The sequence below is a fragment of the Thalassospira sp. MIT1004 genome, assembly GCF_001858545.1.
GTDB lineage: Bacteria > Pseudomonadota > Alphaproteobacteria > Rhodospirillales > Thalassospiraceae > Thalassospira > Thalassospira xiamenensis.
Genome location: NZ_MCAO01000033.1, coordinates 484,351 through 502,739, shown reverse-complemented (window position 1 = coordinate 502,739; position 18,389 = coordinate 484,351). Strand labels below are relative to the sequence as shown.

At 53.7% G+C, this 18,389-nt stretch carries 17 protein-coding genes; 5 read left to right on the top strand and 12 right to left on the bottom strand.

The genetic code is table 11. The features are described 5' to 3' along the window. Positions 1–12: 12 nt before the first annotated feature. The 4 genes from BC440_RS13895 to cobA all read right to left on the bottom strand — a co-directional run bounded on the left by BC440_RS13895 (position 13) and on the right by cobA (position 3,921). On the bottom strand, positions 13–1,353 hold the full coding sequence (locus BC440_RS13895) for a cobyrinate a,c-diamide synthase (protein WP_063092155.1): 1,341 nt from the start codon (positions 1,351–1,353) through the stop codon (positions 13–15). A gap of 55 nt (positions 1,354–1,408) precedes the next feature. Further along, complete coding sequence (locus BC440_RS13890) at positions 1,409–2,029, bottom strand: SCO family protein (protein WP_063092156.1); 621 nt, start codon at positions 2,027–2,029, stop codon at positions 1,409–1,411. A 155-nt stretch (positions 2,030–2,184) separates the two neighbouring features. Beyond that, positions 2,185–2,973, bottom strand: coding sequence for a sulfite exporter TauE/SafE family protein (locus BC440_RS13885; protein ID WP_065702167.1), 789 nt, complete (start codon positions 2,971–2,973; stop codon positions 2,185–2,187). Positions 2,974–3,051: 78 nt separating this feature from the next. Further along, positions 3,052–3,921, bottom strand: a complete 870-nt coding sequence (gene cobA, locus BC440_RS13880) for a uroporphyrinogen-III C-methyltransferase (protein WP_063092158.1) — start codon at positions 3,919–3,921, stop codon at positions 3,052–3,054. A gap of 235 nt (positions 3,922–4,156) precedes the next feature. Here cobA and BC440_RS13875 point away from each other — a divergent pair, with 235 nt between their 5' ends. From BC440_RS13875 to BC440_RS23155, 3 genes are all read left to right on the top strand, one after another. Then, positions 4,157–5,290: a cobalt-precorrin-5B (C(1))-methyltransferase gene (locus BC440_RS13875; protein ID WP_063092159.1), complete on the top strand. Its 1,134-nt coding sequence runs from the start codon at positions 4,157–4,159 to the stop codon at positions 5,288–5,290. Positions 5,291–5,316: 26 nt separating this feature from the next. After that, the gene (locus BC440_RS13870) at positions 5,317–6,102 is read left to right on the top strand and encodes a cobalt-precorrin-6A reductase (protein WP_051682189.1); all 786 of its coding nucleotides are present in this window, start codon (positions 5,317–5,319) and stop codon (positions 6,100–6,102) included. A gap of 114 nt (positions 6,103–6,216) precedes the next feature. Then, positions 6,217–8,364, top strand: a complete 2,148-nt coding sequence (locus BC440_RS23155; RefSeq protein WP_158526691.1) for a methyl-accepting chemotaxis protein — start codon at positions 6,217–6,219, stop codon at positions 8,362–8,364. Between the two features lie 86 nt (positions 8,365–8,450). On the opposite strand, the gene BC440_RS13860 is transcribed toward BC440_RS23155, so the two are convergent. Beyond that, complete coding sequence (locus BC440_RS13860) at positions 8,451–9,458, bottom strand: complex I NDUFA9 subunit family protein (RefSeq protein WP_063092161.1); 1,008 nt, start codon at positions 9,456–9,458, stop codon at positions 8,451–8,453. Positions 9,459–9,609: 151 nt separating this feature from the next. Beyond that, complete coding sequence (locus tag BC440_RS13855; RefSeq protein WP_063092162.1) at positions 9,610–10,515, bottom strand: SDR family oxidoreductase; 906 nt, start codon at positions 10,513–10,515, stop codon at positions 9,610–9,612. A 240-nt stretch (positions 10,516–10,755) separates the two neighbouring features. Between BC440_RS13855 and BC440_RS13850 the strand changes: the two genes are divergently transcribed. Next, positions 10,756–11,568, top strand: coding sequence for a tetratricopeptide repeat protein (locus BC440_RS13850; RefSeq protein WP_223304946.1), 813 nt, complete (start codon positions 10,756–10,758; stop codon positions 11,566–11,568). A gap of 72 nt (positions 11,569–11,640) precedes the next feature. Continuing rightward, positions 11,641–12,672: a substrate-binding domain-containing protein gene (locus BC440_RS13845; protein ID WP_063092164.1), complete on the top strand. Its 1,032-nt coding sequence runs from the start codon at positions 11,641–11,643 to the stop codon at positions 12,670–12,672. A gap of 34 nt (positions 12,673–12,706) precedes the next feature. Here BC440_RS13845 and BC440_RS13840 read toward each other — a convergent pair whose 3' ends face one another. The 6 genes from BC440_RS13840 to BC440_RS13815 all read right to left on the bottom strand — a co-directional run bounded on the left by BC440_RS13840 (position 12,707) and on the right by BC440_RS13815 (position 18,265). Further along, the gene (locus BC440_RS13840) at positions 12,707–13,513 is read right to left on the bottom strand and encodes a class I SAM-dependent methyltransferase (RefSeq protein WP_063092165.1); all 807 of its coding nucleotides are present in this window, start codon (positions 13,511–13,513) and stop codon (positions 12,707–12,709) included. Next, the gene (locus BC440_RS13835) at positions 13,510–14,181 is read right to left on the bottom strand and encodes a glutathione S-transferase family protein (protein ID WP_037989310.1); all 672 of its coding nucleotides are present in this window, start codon (positions 14,179–14,181) and stop codon (positions 13,510–13,512) included. The genes BC440_RS13840 and BC440_RS13835 overlap by 4 nt, the downstream gene beginning before the upstream one ends. 192 nt (positions 14,182–14,373) lie before the next feature. Beyond that, complete coding sequence (locus BC440_RS13830; RefSeq protein WP_063092166.1) at positions 14,374–15,888, bottom strand: cobyric acid synthase; 1,515 nt, start codon at positions 15,886–15,888, stop codon at positions 14,374–14,376. A gap of 48 nt (positions 15,889–15,936) precedes the next feature. Continuing rightward, complete coding sequence (gene cobO, locus BC440_RS13825) at positions 15,937–16,563, bottom strand: cob(I)yrinic acid a,c-diamide adenosyltransferase (protein WP_063092167.1); 627 nt, start codon at positions 16,561–16,563, stop codon at positions 15,937–15,939. Between the two features lie 53 nt (positions 16,564–16,616). Continuing rightward, positions 16,617–17,414: an endo alpha-1,4 polygalactosaminidase gene (locus BC440_RS13820; RefSeq protein WP_223304944.1), complete on the bottom strand. Its 798-nt coding sequence runs from the start codon at positions 17,412–17,414 to the stop codon at positions 16,617–16,619. Positions 17,415–17,578: 164 nt separating this feature from the next. Next, on the bottom strand, positions 17,579–18,265 hold the full coding sequence (locus tag BC440_RS13815) for a hypothetical protein (protein WP_063092168.1): 687 nt from the start codon (positions 18,263–18,265) through the stop codon (positions 17,579–17,581). Between the last annotated feature and the right edge of the window lie 124 nt (positions 18,266–18,389).

Below are 18,389 nucleotides of genomic sequence, written 5' to 3'. Positions count from 1 at the left end.
CACCAATCGAAGCTACTGGCAGATCAGATGAAAGAACGAGCCGAAAACACTGCCCTTCATCAAACCGGCACTGCCAAGGTCACCACCAGTTGCCGTGGCCATGTTTCCAAGGGGCGTACCATCGGCTTTGATCGTCGAGGCATAGTGAAACTCGTGCCCGCGAAGAACGGTCCCAACCGGCCCCAAAGCTGTTGCCCCGGACAAAACCAGTGTTCGATATCCCAAATGCAGCTTGCGATCAGCAAAGCTCGTCACAAGGGGCAAAAGCCCAAGCATCTGGTGATGTTGGCCAGTTGCATCAATCAATGCCTCGCCCAGTATCATATAGCCACCGCATTCGCCGTAGATCGGGATATTTCTGACTGCCATCGCCGCGATTGCCGCTTTGAAATTTCCCGCATTCGCCAGTTGTTCACCATGCAGTTCCGGATAACCGCCCGGCAGATAGACCGCGTTCGCCCCATTGCTTGGGGTTTCATCGGCAAGCGGGGAAAAGAACGATAATTCCGCCCCCTGACGGCGCCAGTCTTCAAGAAGATGGGGATAGGCAAAGGCAAAAGCCGTATCCCGTGCGATGGCGATATGCTGCCCCAATGGCGGGATACCGATGCCAACCGCATCCGAACCATCACCAGCCCCCACCGCAAGTTTCCGCCCGCGTACCAGACCGATCAACTGATCAAGATTGACATCCTCGGCAATAATCCCGGCCGCCTGATCAAGAAACACATCAAGCGCGTCATGTTCGCCTGCCTGCACAAGGCCAAGATGCCGTTCGGGCAGCGATAATGCATCACTGCGCCGGACCGCCCCGATCACAGGAATTTCCGGAAGATGTTCGCGGCACGCCGTTTCAATCATCATACGATGCCGATCACTGCCAACCCGGTTCAGGATCACAGCCGCAATTTTCACATCTTTGCGAAAGCCGGCGAACCCGGCGATCACCGCGGCAGCCGATGCCGACTGCCCCTTGACGTCAATAACCAGCACCACAGGCCAGTTCATCATCGCCGCAAGATCGGCCGTTGACCCACTGCCGTCCGCTGCCCCGTCAAACAACCCCATCACACCTTCGCAAAGAAGAAGTGACTTCTCCCCGGCCTGCCGCTGGGCAAGCGCAACGATCTGATCACCGGACATCGCCCAAGGATCAAGATTGATACATTTTTCTCGGCATGCAGCGGCCTGAAATGCCGGGTCTATATAGTCCGGTCCGGTTTTCGCCGCCGCTACACGAACACCCCGATTGGCAAGTGCACGCAAAAGGCCAAGCGTCAGAACCGTCTTGCCGCTATTTGACGAAGGTGCGGCAATAATCAGGCCCGGAAGCTGCATTGCAGATAATTCCATATTCTTCCGATTTCCCTGAATGCCGCACAAACTGATCCCTACAGAAACGCGGTAATCATCCGTTCTTCTTAACGACTTCGGCAATGCCCTTTGCCATATCTTCCGGGGCTGTTCCGTAATTAAAGTGACGGATAAATGACCCATCACGTCCCATCAGATACACAAAGGACGAATGGTCCATCAGATAGGCATCCGAATCCTTTGCTTCCCCGTCAGCATATGCCTTAGCGTAATACACACGGAAAGTCTTTGCCGCGGCTGTAGTCTGTTCAAGCGTTCCGGTCAGGCCGACCATACGTTCATGAAAATGGGGAACATAAGCCGCAATCGCGTCAACTGTATCGCGTTCCGGATCAACCGAAATGAAAACCGGCGTTACTTCATTGGCAATTTCGGGATCAAGAGCATCAAGCGCATTGCCCATCACCTGCAATTCGGTCGGGCAAACGTCCGGACAATAGGTATAACCGAAATAAATCAGCATGTATTTTCCGCGGAAATCCTGTTCGGTGCGGGTCTGACCATTTTGATCAACCAGTTCAAACGGTCCGCCAATTGCCGCAGCACCCGAACTTGAAGATGCGGTTTCCGATCCCATCATCATCAGTCGATAGGTCAATCCGATTCCGAGAACCAGCGCAATCGCCAGAATGATTACGAGTGTTTTCCTGCTCACGCCGCTACCTGTTCCTTTTGTCCCGGGATTACCTTTGCCGCAATCAACCGGATGAATAACCCACTGTCTTGCGGGCACTATAAATCCGCAAAACGATCATGCAAGACCCGTGACTGTGCCATGGCTCACAATAGCGTCATTGCGAATTCGCAAAATTATCCGATCTGATGAAATGCCAGCATGGCAAGGATGATGGCGTTAACGACCATAAGCCCCCGACCGACCGGTGCCATAAAAGCACGAAAACGTCGGGTGGCATACTGGCCGATCACGCCCGTTGCAAACAGCATCGGCACGGTGCCAAGACCAAATACCGCCATGACGAACCCGCCGGTCAATACATTGCCACCTGCGGCCGCCAGAACCAGCGCACCATAAATCAGACCGCAGGGAATAAATCCAAGCATGATCCCCAGCAGATAACCCCGCCAGCCAAATGGCGCACCAAATAGCGGTTTAATGCGGTCACCAACCACACGGTTCCACCATGCCCCCGCAGCGTTTCCTCCAGCCACGTTTGGAAACAGCCCGGCAAGATGTGGCACCAGACCGATTACCCCAAAGACCAGAAAGAAAAGTGCCGCACACAAAAGCAACATAGGCCCCAACCACCAGATTTTGGTCAGCACCGTGATGCTATCGGCGAAAAAGCCCGCCATCACACCAAGCAGGGTATAGGTCGTCAATCGGCCAAACTGATAAGGCAATAAGGCGGCCCCGGTAAGTCGGCGAAGCTCGCTCATCTTTTCAAGCGGCAGCTTTTCCATGCGCGACGTGACCTGACTGATCACAAATGGCCCACACATCCCAACACAGTGCGTGGCACTGCCGACAAGTCCGGCAATCAATGCTGTCGCCAAAACGCCGCTGTCTTCTTGCAAAACAGTCATGCATTGTGCCCAGCCGCTTTCGATGATGCGGATCAGTATCTGTTGTTCGTCCATGATCCACCCGAAATGATCAGTTGCGTCGATTGTGACGCGCCGATCCATTGTGAACAACGATATAGATCAATCCGGAACTCAGGATTTGGAAACGTTCGCATCCGCCGGCATGGTAATAAGGTCAAGAACCTGTTCGAACGGAACATGGCGCACGGCTTTGACGTCATCCTGCGGCGAAAGCCAGTTCAACCGGTCGCGCAAGTCGACCACCTTGCCCAGAATACAAACTGCCGGCGGTTCCACACCGGCTTTTTCGACATCATCGGCCGCATTGGCAAGCGTCGAAATCAGAATGCCCTGATTGGGGGTTGTTGCCTGATTGATAACCGCAAGTGGTTCGTCACCGGATCGTCCATTGGCCATCAGTTCCGATGAAATACGGCGCAAATGCTTCATCGCCATATACAGCACCAATACCGGCGCCCCTTTGGCAAGAGCCGCCCAATTAATGTTATCGGGCATTTCGCCACTTGAACCGTGGCCTGTGACAAAGGTTACCGATGAATTGCAATCACGATGCGTTGTTGGAATCCCGGCATAGGCCGCACCGGCAATCCCCGCCGTAATACCCGGCACGACCCGGAACGGCACATTATGTTCAACCAGCGTCAGGCCTTCTTCACCACCGCGGCCAAAAACAAACGGATCACCACCTTTAAGCCGCAGAACCCTTAAGCCCTGCTTGGCGTAATCAACAAGCTGCAGGGATATATCCGTTTGCTTTGAAGACGGCCGACCACCGCGCTTCCCGGCATAAACACGCTTGGCATCCGAACGCAAAAGATTGAGAATCCGGTCATCAACCAACGCATCATAGACAACAATATCGGCCTGCTGCATCGCATTGACAGCATGAAGCGTCAGCAAACCGGGATCACCCGGACCTGCGCCGACCAGCCAAACCCAACCCGGCTCAAATACCGGAAAATCAAGACCAAGTGTCGTCATTGCGGAATTCTTTATCTCTCAGCCAACTGGTCCATCTGTGCAGGACCGGATCGTTTGGATATGTTAAACAGCATCTTGGTGCTACGTCCAACATATTAATCCGTATTTTTTTCGTTATTTACCTAATACCACATCATTTATAATGTTTAATATATGAGCTCTGTCAAAAAATGCGTGGTGCCATAATAATGGTTAACCCAAATCTTCAAAGCCATAAACCGGGATCGCCCGCCCCATGACCCGAAAACCGGACGGACCACTACGCAAGGGATGGACAACGGGGGCCTGTGCCACCGCGGCAACCCGCGCGGCGTGGCAAGCGCTGTTGTCTGGCGAATTTCCTGATCCGGTCACCATCATCCTTCCCCGGGGTGAAACACCATCCTTTAACCTGATCAAGGCTGAAACCGGCGATGGCTGGGCACGGGCAAGCGTGATCAAGGATGCTGGCGATGATCCCGATGTCACCCATGGCGCGGAAATCATTGCAACAATCCGCCATGGACAACAGGGGTCCGGCATCACCTTCCATGCCGGCGACGGTGTCGGGATGATTACGAAACCTGGCCTGCCCATCCCGGTGGGCGAAGCCGCGATCAACCCCAAACCGCGCGAAATGATGACACAGCAGATCGTCGAACTGGCAAACAAGTTTAACGCGACTACCGATGTCGAAATTGAAATTTCCATTCCCGGCGGGCGGGAAATCGCTCTGAAAACCTGGAACCCGCGACTGGGAATTGTTGGCGGTCTTTCCGTACTGGGAACCACCGGCGTGGTGATTCCGTTCAGCTGTTCGGCGTGGATTCATTCCATCCATCGTGGCATTGATGTCGCGCGCGCCACCGGCCGCAAACATGTTGCCGGGGCCACCGGCAAAACGTCCGAAGCAGCCATTCGGCAATTTTATAATCTGCCGGACGAGGCTATCCTGGATATGGGCGACTTTGTTGGCGGCATGCTAAAATATCTGCGTCGCCATCCAGTCGATCATATCACAATTTCAGGCGGATTTGCCAAACTAGTCAAACTGGCGCAGGGCCATATGGATCTGCATAGCAGCCGGTCCGAAGTCGATTTCAACAAGCTCTCTGATACAGTTGCCGCACTTGGCGGTGATGCCGAACTGGTATCTGAAATTGCCAACGCCAATACGGCTAAACAGGTTCTGGAACTTTGCTCATCCAGAAACGTTGATATAGCACGCACCATTGCCCTTCAGGCTGGTGAAACCGCCCGCGCAACCATCGACGGCGCTTCCGCCATCGAAATTGTCGTTGTTGATCGTGTTGGCAGGATCATCGCCCGTGCCGGACATGGTGATTTTGACGCCTTTCTTCCCGCCGAAGGCACAAAGCCGAACCTTTAAAATGAACAAGAACAGGCCCGCAACATATGACTCCCCCTCGAAACACAGAAACCCCGCTGAACATTCTTATTTTTGGCGGCACGGGGGATGCCAACCGTATCGCTGCTGACCTGTTACAGGAATTCGGATCAGATGTGCGTCTGCAGCTTTCTCTTGCCGGTCGTACCAGTGCCCCCAGATTACCGGATGGCATCCCCGTCCGCATTGGTGGTTTTGGCGGAGCCGAAGGCATCATATCCTGTCTGGGTTCGGAAAAAATCGATCTCGTGATCGATGCAACTCACCCCTATGCCACACAGATATCCAGCCACATTGCCCAAGCCTGTCACGCGGTGGCGACACCCTGCATTCAGTTTCAGCGGTCAGCATGGCAAAAAACGGATAAAGACCGCTGGATCATCGTCAGAAGCCTCGCAGAGGCAGCTCAAATCCTGCCCGAACACGGAAAACGCGCCTTGATCGCCAGCGGACGCAAGGATCTTGCCCATTTCGAAGGCTTGGAAAAAACATGGCTGCTTGTGCGGACTGTCGAGTCTCCCAAAGATCCATTCAATCTGACTCTGGGTGAATGGCTGATTGCCCGTGGTCCCTTCACGGTCGAAGGGGAAATCGAACTTCTGCAACGCCACAAAATCGATGTCATCGTCAGCAAAAATAGCGGCGGTGATGCTACCGAAGCCAAGATTCTGGCTGCCCGCGAACTGAACATACCGATCATCATGGTTGAACGGCCCGGTGCAGCTCCGGTTGAACAAGCAGAGAAAATACAAGAAATAATAGAAAAAATCAGAAATACGCTTGCAAAACACTGACTCAAAAAGATATTTCTTCTCGTGATTTGGACCTTTCAGGGCGGTCCAAGTAACAACAGTCGAGAAGGGCAAAATAAGCCGCCGACACCCTGAAATCCTTTAATGGGAATTGTCATGACCGGCAAAATTGGTTTGCGCGGAAGGCTGATGCTGGCAATTGTGCCAATCGCCTTGCTCGCTGTATGTGCCGCCGCCCTAGCGGTTTTTTCTTTCCAAATCACAGAACAACAGCAAAAAGTCGTAGCAGAAGAAGCTATCCCGGCCCTGATTTCCGGCCAGGAACTAAGCGCGTTTAGCGATGCCGTCACAGGCATGGCGCGTCGTGTCACAACTGCGCAATCAGAAGCACAGTTGGAAAACACGACCAAAGCACTCGGCATGATCGAAAATCGCATGAACGATCAAATCGCCGAGTTGGCCAGATACGATATTGATGGCGAAATACTAAGCTCATTCTCCCAACAAACAGGGAAGATGATCAATAATATTAATAGCTTGTCCGATATCATGAAGTCACGATTTGACACGCAGAAAACGCGTCAACTTATCATGAGTGACATCATTCGCGCCGTGAATGAAATTGAATCGATCACAATCAGCGCCAGTGACATGGCGAACAGCAATCTGGAAAACAACTTAAGCCAGCTATATGGCCTGGTCCGCAATCCGGAGAAAACCAAAGAAGTCTTTCAAACGCTGAATACGCTTCGCGGAGAGGACGCGCCAACAACAAAGAACATGCTGGAACTGCGCGCGGTGGCACTTAAGATTCCCGCACTGGCCCGCATGACTTTCACGGCAAGCAGCCCCGAAGAACTCGACAAGATCAAGAATTTATCAACGCCGCTTATCCCCCAAATGCAAAGTGGCTCAGATGAAATTCCGTCGGATGAAGATCGCGAAACGGCAAGATCGTCGGTTGAAACAATTGCAAATGGTCTGACATCGAACGGCAGTAACAATCTGTTCAATTTGCGTCAGAACGAATTCGTTAGCGAAGCTTTGCTGACCGATCTGTTGACACAAACAACAGAGACATCCCAACAAATGGCCCAAACCGCGCAACAACTTCTGGAAGATATGCGCGCGAAAATCAACGATGCCAATCAGGGGGTTACAACCACCATCGGCATTGCGAAAAACATCATGATCGGGGTTGCGACCGCAGCACTGATTATTTCTGCACTGATCATATGGCTTTATGTCCAACGCAACCTTTTGGCCCGTCTGATCGGATTGAACGTTGCCATGGATCGCTTGACCAAAGGCGACCTTGAAACACCGGTAACCGATCATGGCAGCGACGAAATTGCAGATATGGCATCGGCAGTCGAATTGTTCCGGGAAAACGCGAAGGAAGCAGAACGTCTTCGGGAAGAAAACAAAGCCGCAGAAATTCGTGCGGAACAACAACGTCGCGAAGCATTGCTGGAAATGGCGAACGGCTTTGAAAGCTCCGTCAATGGGCTGGTCACGGAACTGCTGTCCCAGGTTGGTGACATGCGCGATGCCGCCGACAACATGGCACATAACGCCGGTGACAACGTTCACCGCGCAATCGAAGTCAGCGAAGCATCCCAGAATGCATCCCAGAATGTCAGCTCGGTCTCGTCCGCAACCGAGGAACTGTCTGCATCGATTGCCGAAATCGAACGACAGGTTTCCAAGGCAGAGGAAGTTTCCCGCGCTGCCGTTTCCGAAGCCCGCAAATCTGATGAAACCGTTCGCCAGATGTCTGACACGGCAAATCGCATTGGCGAAGTCATTGAACTGATCACGACCATTGCTGACCAAACCAACCTGCTGGCCCTTAACGCTACCATAGAAGCCGCGCGAGCCGGTGACGCAGGCAAGGGTTTTGCCGTGGTCGCAAACGAGGTCAAAAATCTGGCATCCCAAACCCAGCGCGCGACCGAGGATATCGGCAAGCAGATCGAAGAAATGCGTTCGGTCAGCAGCGAAGCCGTCGAGATGATTTCGACCATCGCCCGGACTATCGGCGAAATCGATACGATCTCAAGCTCGATCGCAGCCGCCATGCGTCAACAGGGTTCTGCCACGGCCGAGATTGCCAGCGGATCGGAAGAAGCCGCCAACGGTGTGCGTCACGTGTCTGAAAACATGCTCAATGTATCGCGTGCCGCCGAGGCAGTTCAGAAACTGTCAGGTTCAACCCGCAACACTGCCGAAGAGCTTCTGCAAAAGGCCCATCGTCTGCAAGACGAAGCCAACAGCTTTGTAGCCCGTGTTCGCGCCGGTTAGGCTGCTTGAGAATGCCTGAAATCAACAAAAATCCCCGCCGAAATAATCGGCGGGGATTTTAATATCAGTTCTGAAAGATTTAGTGATTAGACGAAACGCCGGAACTCACCGCTTTTGCGCGGCGGGCAGAAACGCTTCAGATAGGTCGGCGCAATTGCTTCAACGCTGTTGGGCGTAATGCCAAGCTCGGCAAAACCTTCGGCACCGTCAGACACGACATTATCGGTTTTAAGCAGACGAACCTGATCCGGGGTCAAAAGCGGTTTTGGCAGGAATTGCAGGAAAAACGCCTTGATCGACGCCAGCCAGAACGGCACCGGCATCAGAATGGCGCGCTGGCGGGTGATCTGCAGCATATCGCGCAGGAGTCCCTTGAAGCTATAGACTTCCGGCCCCCCCAGTTCATAGGTTTTACCCGCAGATTTACCTTCGACCAGTGCCGTCACGAATGCCTCGGCAACGTCGGCAACATAGACCGGCTGGAATTTCGGTCCGCCATCGCCAAGCATGTCGACCTTGCCTTTGTCGAGTTCAACCTTCGGCAGGCCCGGCGCACCAATGACCGGCAGAACCGGGGAATAGCGCGCCATGGTGGCAAACTGGTTCAGGAAATTGTCTTCCGGGCCGAAGATAACCGACGGACGAAAAATCACCGCATCCGGGAAGGCTGCGCGAACAGCTTTTTCACCAGCCAGTTTCGAAGTCGCATAAAGCGCATGCGGGTTCTTATCCACACCAAGCGCCGACATATGCAGGAAGGTTTTCACACCGCATGCCTTGGCTTCCTCGGCAATACGCTTGGCCGCTTTGACATGGATATTCATGAAACTGCTGCTGCCGCGCTGATACAGAATGCCCAGCAGATTAATCACCGCTTCCGAACCTTCGATCGCGCTTTTGAGCGACTCTTCATTGCGGACATCGCAATGCACCGGAACCACCTGCCCAAGATAGCCCATCGGCTTCAGTTTCTTGACGCGCTCAAAGCTGCGGGTCGGAACGCGGACGATAAAGTCGCGCTCAAGCAGGCGCTTGACGATATGACGCCCGACAAATCCGGTGCCGCCAAAAACGGTTGCGATACGACGATCCATGCTTGCTCTCTCCTTGCCGGTCGGTAATGTCGCGATGATCCCGCCATCACGATCCGGCGCTGGGTACCATCAGGGCCAAATGCGGATATCGGCCCGATCAAAATTCCTAAGCGGTTATATACGACCCATAGGGTGCGTCAACAATGCGCTTTTAAAGCGCATGTGTCCCGCCCCCGTTGATTTTGGCCAATATTTCATCATGGAGCGCCAGCAAACCCGCCTTGTAGTCGGGAAAACGCAGCTTCACAACAAGTTCGGCCTTGATCCGGTCATTGGCAACCCGCTTGTTATCTTCATAAAAGCTTGCAGCCATCGGGCTCAGATATGCCGTCTTGAAATCTTCCTCCGGCGGAGGGTCCATACCCAGCAAACCACAGGCATACGCGATCACATCCTGCGGAGGAGCGGCATCATCGTCACACACATTATAAGCCGCACCGGCATTCGGACGTTTGATGGATGCCAGAACCGTCTGTGCAATATCTTCGACATGGATACGTGAAAAAACCTGTCCGGGCTTTACAACCCGCCGCGCCCGTCCGGATCGAACCGTTTCCAGGGCATTACGTCCCGGTCCGTAAATCCCGGCCAATCGGAAACTTTGCACACAAAGATCATGACGCTGCCCCAGATCGAACCATGCCTTTTCTGCGGCCACCCGTCTGCGACCACGTTTGCCGCTTGGCATCAGGTCGTCATCTTCGGTGACGGTCGCACCGTCGTAATCGCCATAAACACCTGTTGTCGACAGATATCCGATCCATGTACCACCCGGCAGCGCGGCAAGATCACCGGCATGATGGGCCAGAACAGGATCACCATTTCCACCCGGCGGTGCAGAAATCAGGACATGTGTCACATCTTTCAAGGCATCGCGAATATCGGCAACCGGCTTGTCATCGGAAAAAATGTGCGGCTCGATCCCCTCTGCGCGCAGTTTATCGGCCTTTTCTGCGCTACGCGTGGTGCCGGCAATTTCCCAGCCTTCTTCGCGTAACTGATTTGCGACAAGGCGCGCTGAAAATCCCAATCCGAAGCAAAACAGCTTTTCGGTCATTATCAAATCCATATGCCGGGGCGACTATCTTTGTGTGTGGAACACTATCGGCCCTGAACGCGCATGACAAAAGCTTTCCGGTCGGTTTTCGGAAACTTTGAAATCACAATCATTTTCTTGCCGCTTTCATGATTTGCAATGCGGCCCTTATAAACGGCTTCTGGTCAGAATCGACAACATCCGCCTATGCTGATCATTATCGATCCGCCTTGCAACCAACGCCAAACTGAAAGGCCCATCATGTCTGAACTGCTTGCACGCAAAACCCTGCGCGCATCATCCCTTGTTACGATGACTTTGTTTGGCATGGTTCTGGTTTCGCTCGGCCTGCAAAGGCAAGCCTTGGCGCAAGGCACGGATATGAGCGCGGAGGACGCCAAACAATATCAGGACTGCCTGAAACTCGCCCGCCTGAAACCCGAAGACGGTTTTGAAAGCGCCATCGCGTGGCGCGATATGGGCGGCGGTGAACCGGCGAAACATTGCGTTGCGGTCGCCCTGATTGCACTTGAAAAATACGAAGAAGCCGCAACCCGCCTTGATGCACTTGCCGATGAAAGCACATCCCCCCAACAGGTTGTCGCCGGGCTTTTGGCCCAAGCAGGACAAAGCTGGATGATGGCGGGAAATCTGGAATTTGCCTGGCGCGACCAGTCCCGCGCACTTGGCATTGTTAAAAACGATCCGACCCTTTGGGTTGATCGGGCAATGGTACTTGGCATGGCCGGTCAGTATTGGGATTCAATCGATGACCTTAACAACGCGCTTGATCTTGATCCAAACAATGTCGAAGCACTGATTTATCGCGGCACGGCATGGCGCATGCTTGAAACATACGACCTTGCCATGACCGATATTCAACGCGCGCTGGAACTCTCGCCCCAAAATATTCAGGCGCTTTTTGAACGTGCGAACCTGCACCGGATCAACAAAGACAATGACCTTGCGCGTCAGGATTATCTAACTGTCATAGAAAATTCAAACGGAACCCCTGTCGCTGATGCGGCAAGAGCGAATATAGAAAAGATGGATGTTCAAACCGGATCGGAATAGGTTCTGATCCGTACTTGATATGTGCCCGCCGGTTTCGGGACCATATCGCCAGATTTTCAGCCGGGGGACCCCATGCGTCGTTTGATTGCCACGACCGCCATCGCCGCGTCCATATCCATGATGCTTGCCGCAAACACTGCGCAGGCGCGTGACCAGATAAGAATTGTCGGTTCTTCGACCATCTTTCCGCTGACCACCAAGGTCGCCGAATATTTCGGCAAGACCACCGGTGAACCCGCCCCGGTGGTTGAAAGCACCGGTTCTGGTGGCGGTTTTAAACTGTTCTGCGGCGGGATCGGTGCGGAATATCCCGATATTGTCGATGCATCACGCCAGATCACCGGGTCGGAAACCGCCATCTGTGCTGCCAATTCGGTACGCAATATCAGCGAAATAAAAATCGGTTACGACGGCATCGTGCTTATGGGAGGACGTAATGCACCGACCATGTCATTGACTGCACGGCAGCTTTATCTGGCACTGGCCCGTACTGTCCCGGTTCAGGGCGCAAGCGTTCCCAATCCGAATGTCAAATGGTCCGATATCGATGCCGACCTGCCCGATATTCCGATACGCGTCTATGGTCCGCCGCCGACATCGGGTACACGCGACCTTATGGGACAGCTTCTCATGGACAAGGGATGCGCAACTTTCAGTGACATCGCCAGCCTCGAAGCCAGCGACCCCGAAAGCTTCCGCCTTCTGTGCCGCACCATCCGCGAAGACGGTGCCTATATCGCTGCCGGTGAAAATGATCGTCTGGTCATCAGCAAACTTGAGAAAGACCCGAAGTCCTACGGCATTATGGGTTTCAACAACCTGGACCGCAATCGCGACACCATGCAGGGTGTATCGATCAATGGCGTTGCCCCCGATTACGATACGATCCTTGACGGAAGCTATCCTGGATCGCGCGCCCTTTACCTGTATGTTAAAGATGATCACCAGCAACTGGTCAGAACGCTTGGCTCGTTCATTTCGACCTATACCTCGGACACGGTGATTGGCGAGGAAGGCCTGCTTGCCGAAAATGGCTTGGTCCCGTTGCCCGATGATGAACGTGCAGAAGCCCTTGCAGGGGCAAAGAAATTCGTCGGGAACTAAGCCCGCGCAAAATGGATGAACAAACGGCCGGACATCAGTCCGGTCGTTTTGCCATCCAGACCTGATTGGCAGCATATCGCGGCGGGCTGCCTTTGAAATCCGAAAATTCCGACACCGAAATGAAACCTGAAATCTCTAACATCAGGCGCATTTCACTACGATGAACCCATCGCATGTGATGCCAGCAATCCTCGCATCGCAGAACCTTTCCTGACGGATCGATTTCCTCGAACCGCCAGTGTTCTTCAAACCGCTGGGTCAGGGGGTCGCTTGTTCGCTCCATTGCGGTGATCCGCAACCTGCTATCTTGTGCTCCAACACCTTCTGGCATCGGAAACAGCGGAAGTTCAACACTTTCCGGATCACCTTCCGGAAGGCAATACTGAAGGTCGGGATCAATCAGATCAAGAACCAGCATCCCGCCAGGCAGCAAATGATCAGAGGCCGTCATCAGGCAGCGTTTCTGATCCTCGCCATCGGTGATTTCCTGAAAACCACGAAACGGGATGATGATCAGGGCAAATCTCCGTCCCAGATCAAAGTCGCACATATCGCCCTTGTGCCAGACCATATCGGGATATTTCGTCCGTGCCTTGGTCAGCATCGCATCGGAAAGATCAAGTCCTTCAATCGCGATACCGGCCTCGTGAATGGCAGCCGCAATGCGCCCGGTGCCACACCCCAGTTCAAGAACAGGGCCACCGGTTTTGACGGCAATATCGCGATAAAACGGAATCGGGTCTTCGAATAATTTGCGATCAAGATCGGCACGAAGGTCGTAGCTGGCGGCGTTAAGGCCACCTTGCGGGTAAAAGCTGTCGACCTTCGACGAACCCGTCATTCAAAATCCAGATCTGCATAATGCGGGGACGGTGGGAAGCTTGCCTGCCGGTCCGCCAGAATATCGCGCATCGCGGGGCGGCTTTTGATCCGCATATACCAATCCTTGGCACGCGGATGTTTCGACCAGTTGATGTCACCCATATAATCAATGACAGAAATCTGTGCCGCGGCAGCAATATCAGCCATGGTCAGATGTTCGCCAGCCAGCCAGTTCCGGCGTTCAAACAGCCAGCCGATATAATCCAGATGATAGGCCGCATTGGTCCGCCCGGCGCGCAGGATTTTGGTATCCGGCGTCCCGGTCGAAAAGAATCGTTTCAACAATTTCTCGCCGAGCAGATGATCGGTGACCTCGCGGTTGAACTTACCATCAAACCACGCAACAAGGCGGCGGATTTCCGCACGTTCCTTGGCATCCGAACCCAAAAGCGGCGTGTCGGTATAAACTTCATCCAGATATTCGCAGATGACGGTTGAATCGCACAACACCGTGCCATCTTCTTCTTCCAGAACCGGCACTTCGCCCGCCGGATTCAGCGACAGAAACGCATCGCGTCGCTCCCAGACAGGTTCTGCCTTAAGCTCGAATTCAAGCTTCTTCTCGGCCAGAACCAGACGCACTTTGCGCGAAAACGGTGATAGCCAGAAATGATGTAATTGACGCATGGAATTGAAGATACCCAACCAAGGATGAACGTTTTGCAAACCGGGCCGCATATGGCAGTTTGATACCATATGGCGTCTGTGCGCCATTCATTACAGGACCGGAATTTCAAATTCTCTCAAACCACGCAAATGCGCCGATGTAAAGGCTTTGTCGCGCCAAACAGCACCAATCTTGCGCTTTTTGTCATCCTGTCATCCTGACCGGCTTTGTGCCAATGCCAAAAGCCCGTCAAGATCAAGGCACGCCCCAACATGATCGGCCAGTTCATCAAGGGCGGCATCAATGCCAGCTTCAAAATCGATGGTACTGTTCCGGTCCCGGTTGACGATCGCGCTCAGATAAGCCGACCGGAACGGATCACTGCCAAACAGGCCATGTAAATAGCATCCCGTAACTCGTCCATCGGCACTTTGCGCACCGTCAATAATCCCGCCATCAAGACAAAGCCAGCTTCGGTCACGATCCGGCCCGGTTGTCTCGCCCATATGGATTTCATAACCACTGACCGGGATATCGGCCATAACCCCACCAAGTCCCGCCAGCCCGGTGGTTTGACGCAGCGTCTTGTCACCGCCCATCACGGTTTCAACGTCAAGCAATCCAAGCCCGGCTTCTGATCCCGCCGCACCTTCTATACCATCGGGATCATGGACCATGCGCCCCAACATCTGATAACCACCGCAAATTCCGACGACATGGCCACCCCGGCGGTAATGCGCCAGAATGTCAATATCCCAGCCCTGCTGTTTCAGGAAACGAAGGTCGGATGTGGTCGATTTGCTGCCAGGCAAAAGTACCAGATCAATATCGGCAGGAATAACTTCGCCCGGTTTAATGATCAGAAGATCAATATCTCGTTCGGCGGCAAGCGGATCAAGATCATCAAAATTCGCAATCCGCGGCAGGTGCGGCACTGCAATCCTGATCCGGTTCTCATCCACGCCCGACCGCACATAACGCCCGGCTTTTTCAAGCGCCACGCCATCCTCGGCCGGCAGGCGATTGGCCCCCTGCCAATATGTTGCGATACCGTAACTTTCAAGCCCGGTTTGATCATGAATGATCTGCAAGGCAGGCTCAAACAGCGACACATCGCCGCGAAACTTGTTAATGATATAACCGCGCAGCCAGTGACGGTCCCCCTCGGACAGCAGGGCATGCGTACCGACGATTGATGCGATCACCCCGCCCCGATCAATGTCCCCCACCAGAACGACCGGAACTTTGGCCGCCTCGGCAAAGCCCATATTGGCAATATCGGCGGCACGCAAATTAACCTCGGCCGGTGATCCGGCACCTTCGACCAGCACAAAATCGGCATCAGCAGAAACCAGATCAAAGCTTTCCACCACACGCGGCAGCAAATCGCGTTTTAACCGATAATAATCCCGTGCCTTCGCACTGGTCAGGACCTTGCCCTGTACCACGACCTGAGCACCAATTTCACTTTGGGGTTTTAACAGAACCGGATTCATGTGGACCGACGCAGGCACACCGCACGCCCGCGCCTGCAACGCCTGTGCCCGGCCAATTTCGCCACCATCTTCGGTTACGGCCGCATTATTGGACATGTTTTGCGGTTTGAATGGTCGCACCCGAAGCCCCCGTTGCGCAAAGGCACGGCACAGGCCCGCCACCAGCAAGGATTTTCCAACATCCGAACCGGTACCTTGCAACATCAAAGCAGGAACAGGGCGCACGCTCATTCCGGTTTCAAAACTTTCTTTTATCTGGCTGTATGCCAAGACCGCAAATCAGAACTCGACACCAATCTGCGCCTTGATGCCCTGTTCGCGGAACGGATGTTTGATCATTGTCATCTCGGTCACAAGGTCTGCCGCCTCGATCAGGGTATCAGGCGCATTACGCCCGGTCAGGACTACATGCTGGTCGGGCAGTTTGTCGGCCAAGGCTGCCAGAACATCATCAAGGGGCAGGAAATCATAGCGCAGAACGATGTTGATCTCGTCGAGGATAACCATGGCAAAGCTTGGATCACGCATCATCTCAAGCGCCTTGTTCCAGGCTTCACGTGCCAAAGCCACATCCTGCGCCCTGTTCTGGGTTTCCCAGGTAAAGCCCGCTCCCATGGCGTGAAATTCGCAAAGATCGGGGAATTTCTTCAAAAGCTTTGCCTCGCCGGTTTCCCAGCCGCCTTTGATGAACTGGACCACGCCAACTTTCATGTCATGCCCGACACAGCGCATCGCCATGCCAAATGCCGACGATGATTTGCCTTTCCCCTTACCCGTATGAACGATGATCAGGCCCTTTTTGTCGATCTTCTGCGCCATCATCTTGTCGCGCGCGGCCTTGATCTTCTTCATTTTTTCGTCGTGGCGGGTATTGAGATCGGTATTGGGCGTGTTGGTGTCGGTCATTGCTTCATCCCTTTGCATTTCTGCCCGAACAATGCGGCGAAGCGTACGCCGGATCAAGGACAGTTTTCGGGTTTTCGATCCAGTTCGACATGCGCGATGACACCCTGAAAACCGTATTTTCGGGCTTCGGGGCAGAACCGGTCCGGATTGACCCCCTCTTCGATATATTCAATGGCAAAGACCGGCTTGTTCATCTGCACATAGGACAAAAACGCATCCATGAAGCCAAACCGATAAGATGATTCAAGCAGGGCGAAATCCATTCTGTCGATCAGATCAGGCACCAGTTCGGCAGCATTTTTCTGCCCAATGGCAAGCCCGCGCGCATGCGCCTGCTCAATCAGCCATCCGATATATCGAACCTGATCGGACCGTGTCAGATCGAACCCGGTTTTCTTGTTGGTTGTATCCGCTTCATAGGCATCAATGTTATCCGGCTCAATAGCCAGAAAACCCTTTTCCCGACACAGGTCAAGCCGGACTTCCATAATATGGGCGAATTGGTCAAAGCGGCTGATATCAAGCCAGTTTTCACCTTCCCACCCCCAATAGGGATTCCCGATGACACCCTTTGGGAATTGTCCGTAATCGTCGTTCCATTCCTCGACCGCACCAACATTGATATAGCAAATAGGGAAAATACCGGCCGCGTGCCATTCCCGAACCTGCTCGGCCGTCGTTTCAAACAGATCGCTATCGATTACGCGGATATTGCCGCTAACATCAATGTCACCCTGCAACTGCCAATGCAGCGACCCGTCCGGCACCGTTGGCCAGTCATCCGCCGCCGCGATGCCGACCCCTGCAGAAAATTGCAAAACAAAACCAGCAACGGCAACAAACGCGCGCATCCATACCCCCGGAAAATCAATTTTGTGAGTTTGCCCGTCTGGCGGGCAATAGACAACCACCCAAAAAGAAAGCGCGGCCGTTTCCAGCCGCGCTCTTGCACCCGTAACGGGTGCGATCCCCCGAAACCCGCCGGGCTCGGTCAATCGATATATCTTTTAGCCCTTCAGCCTGACGATAAACCAAGGTCGCCGGTCACCAAATCGGCCCATTTATCAGGCTCACGCATGTCGGTATTACGCAATTCGGGGCGACGCATCCGCGCCTTGTTAAATAACTGCAACCGGTCGCCCGGCGACATCTGACGCAGGCGAAGCAATGCCTTGCGCACCGCATCATTCGGGGCATGAACCGGTTTCTGGAAGCTTTTTTCGATCACTTCGAGCCGACGCTCAAGCCAGTTGCGCGTCGAAACCACATCCGCAATCAGTGACTTCAATTCGCGAACCACCGGGAAATGATTTAACGCCACATGGGCCCTTGAAATGGTTGCACGCCATATCTGGCGTTCAACACCTTGCAGGTAACGCCAGTAAATCCGGACCTTGGCATCAATTTTAATGGTTGTTTGATCCGGCCCCGGCAGATGGCGCGCAAGTTCGTCCAGGTCATCACGGAATTCTTCAATACTGACCGGTGCATGAACGCCGTGAAACCGTTCACGCAGGTCAAGAACCGAACGGATCGCACCGCGGGCCGGGCGATAACGGCCCTGGCCGTGCAAATCGGCACGTAACCAGTCAGGAAGGTCGGCATCAGCAAGCAGGAAATCGACAATTTTTGCATGTCCGGCATGAACCGGCAGAGGGGTCCGCAGATAGTCAGGCAAACGAACGTGTTTCGTTCTTTCCATAGTGGCCTCCTAACTCTGTTGCCGATCCGTCTTGTGCGGTTATCGGCTCGATAGGTGTGCCCCGTCCCTCAACCAATAGATTAACACTTGGTTAAAAGAGATATGGTGCGAAAACGAAACGTTT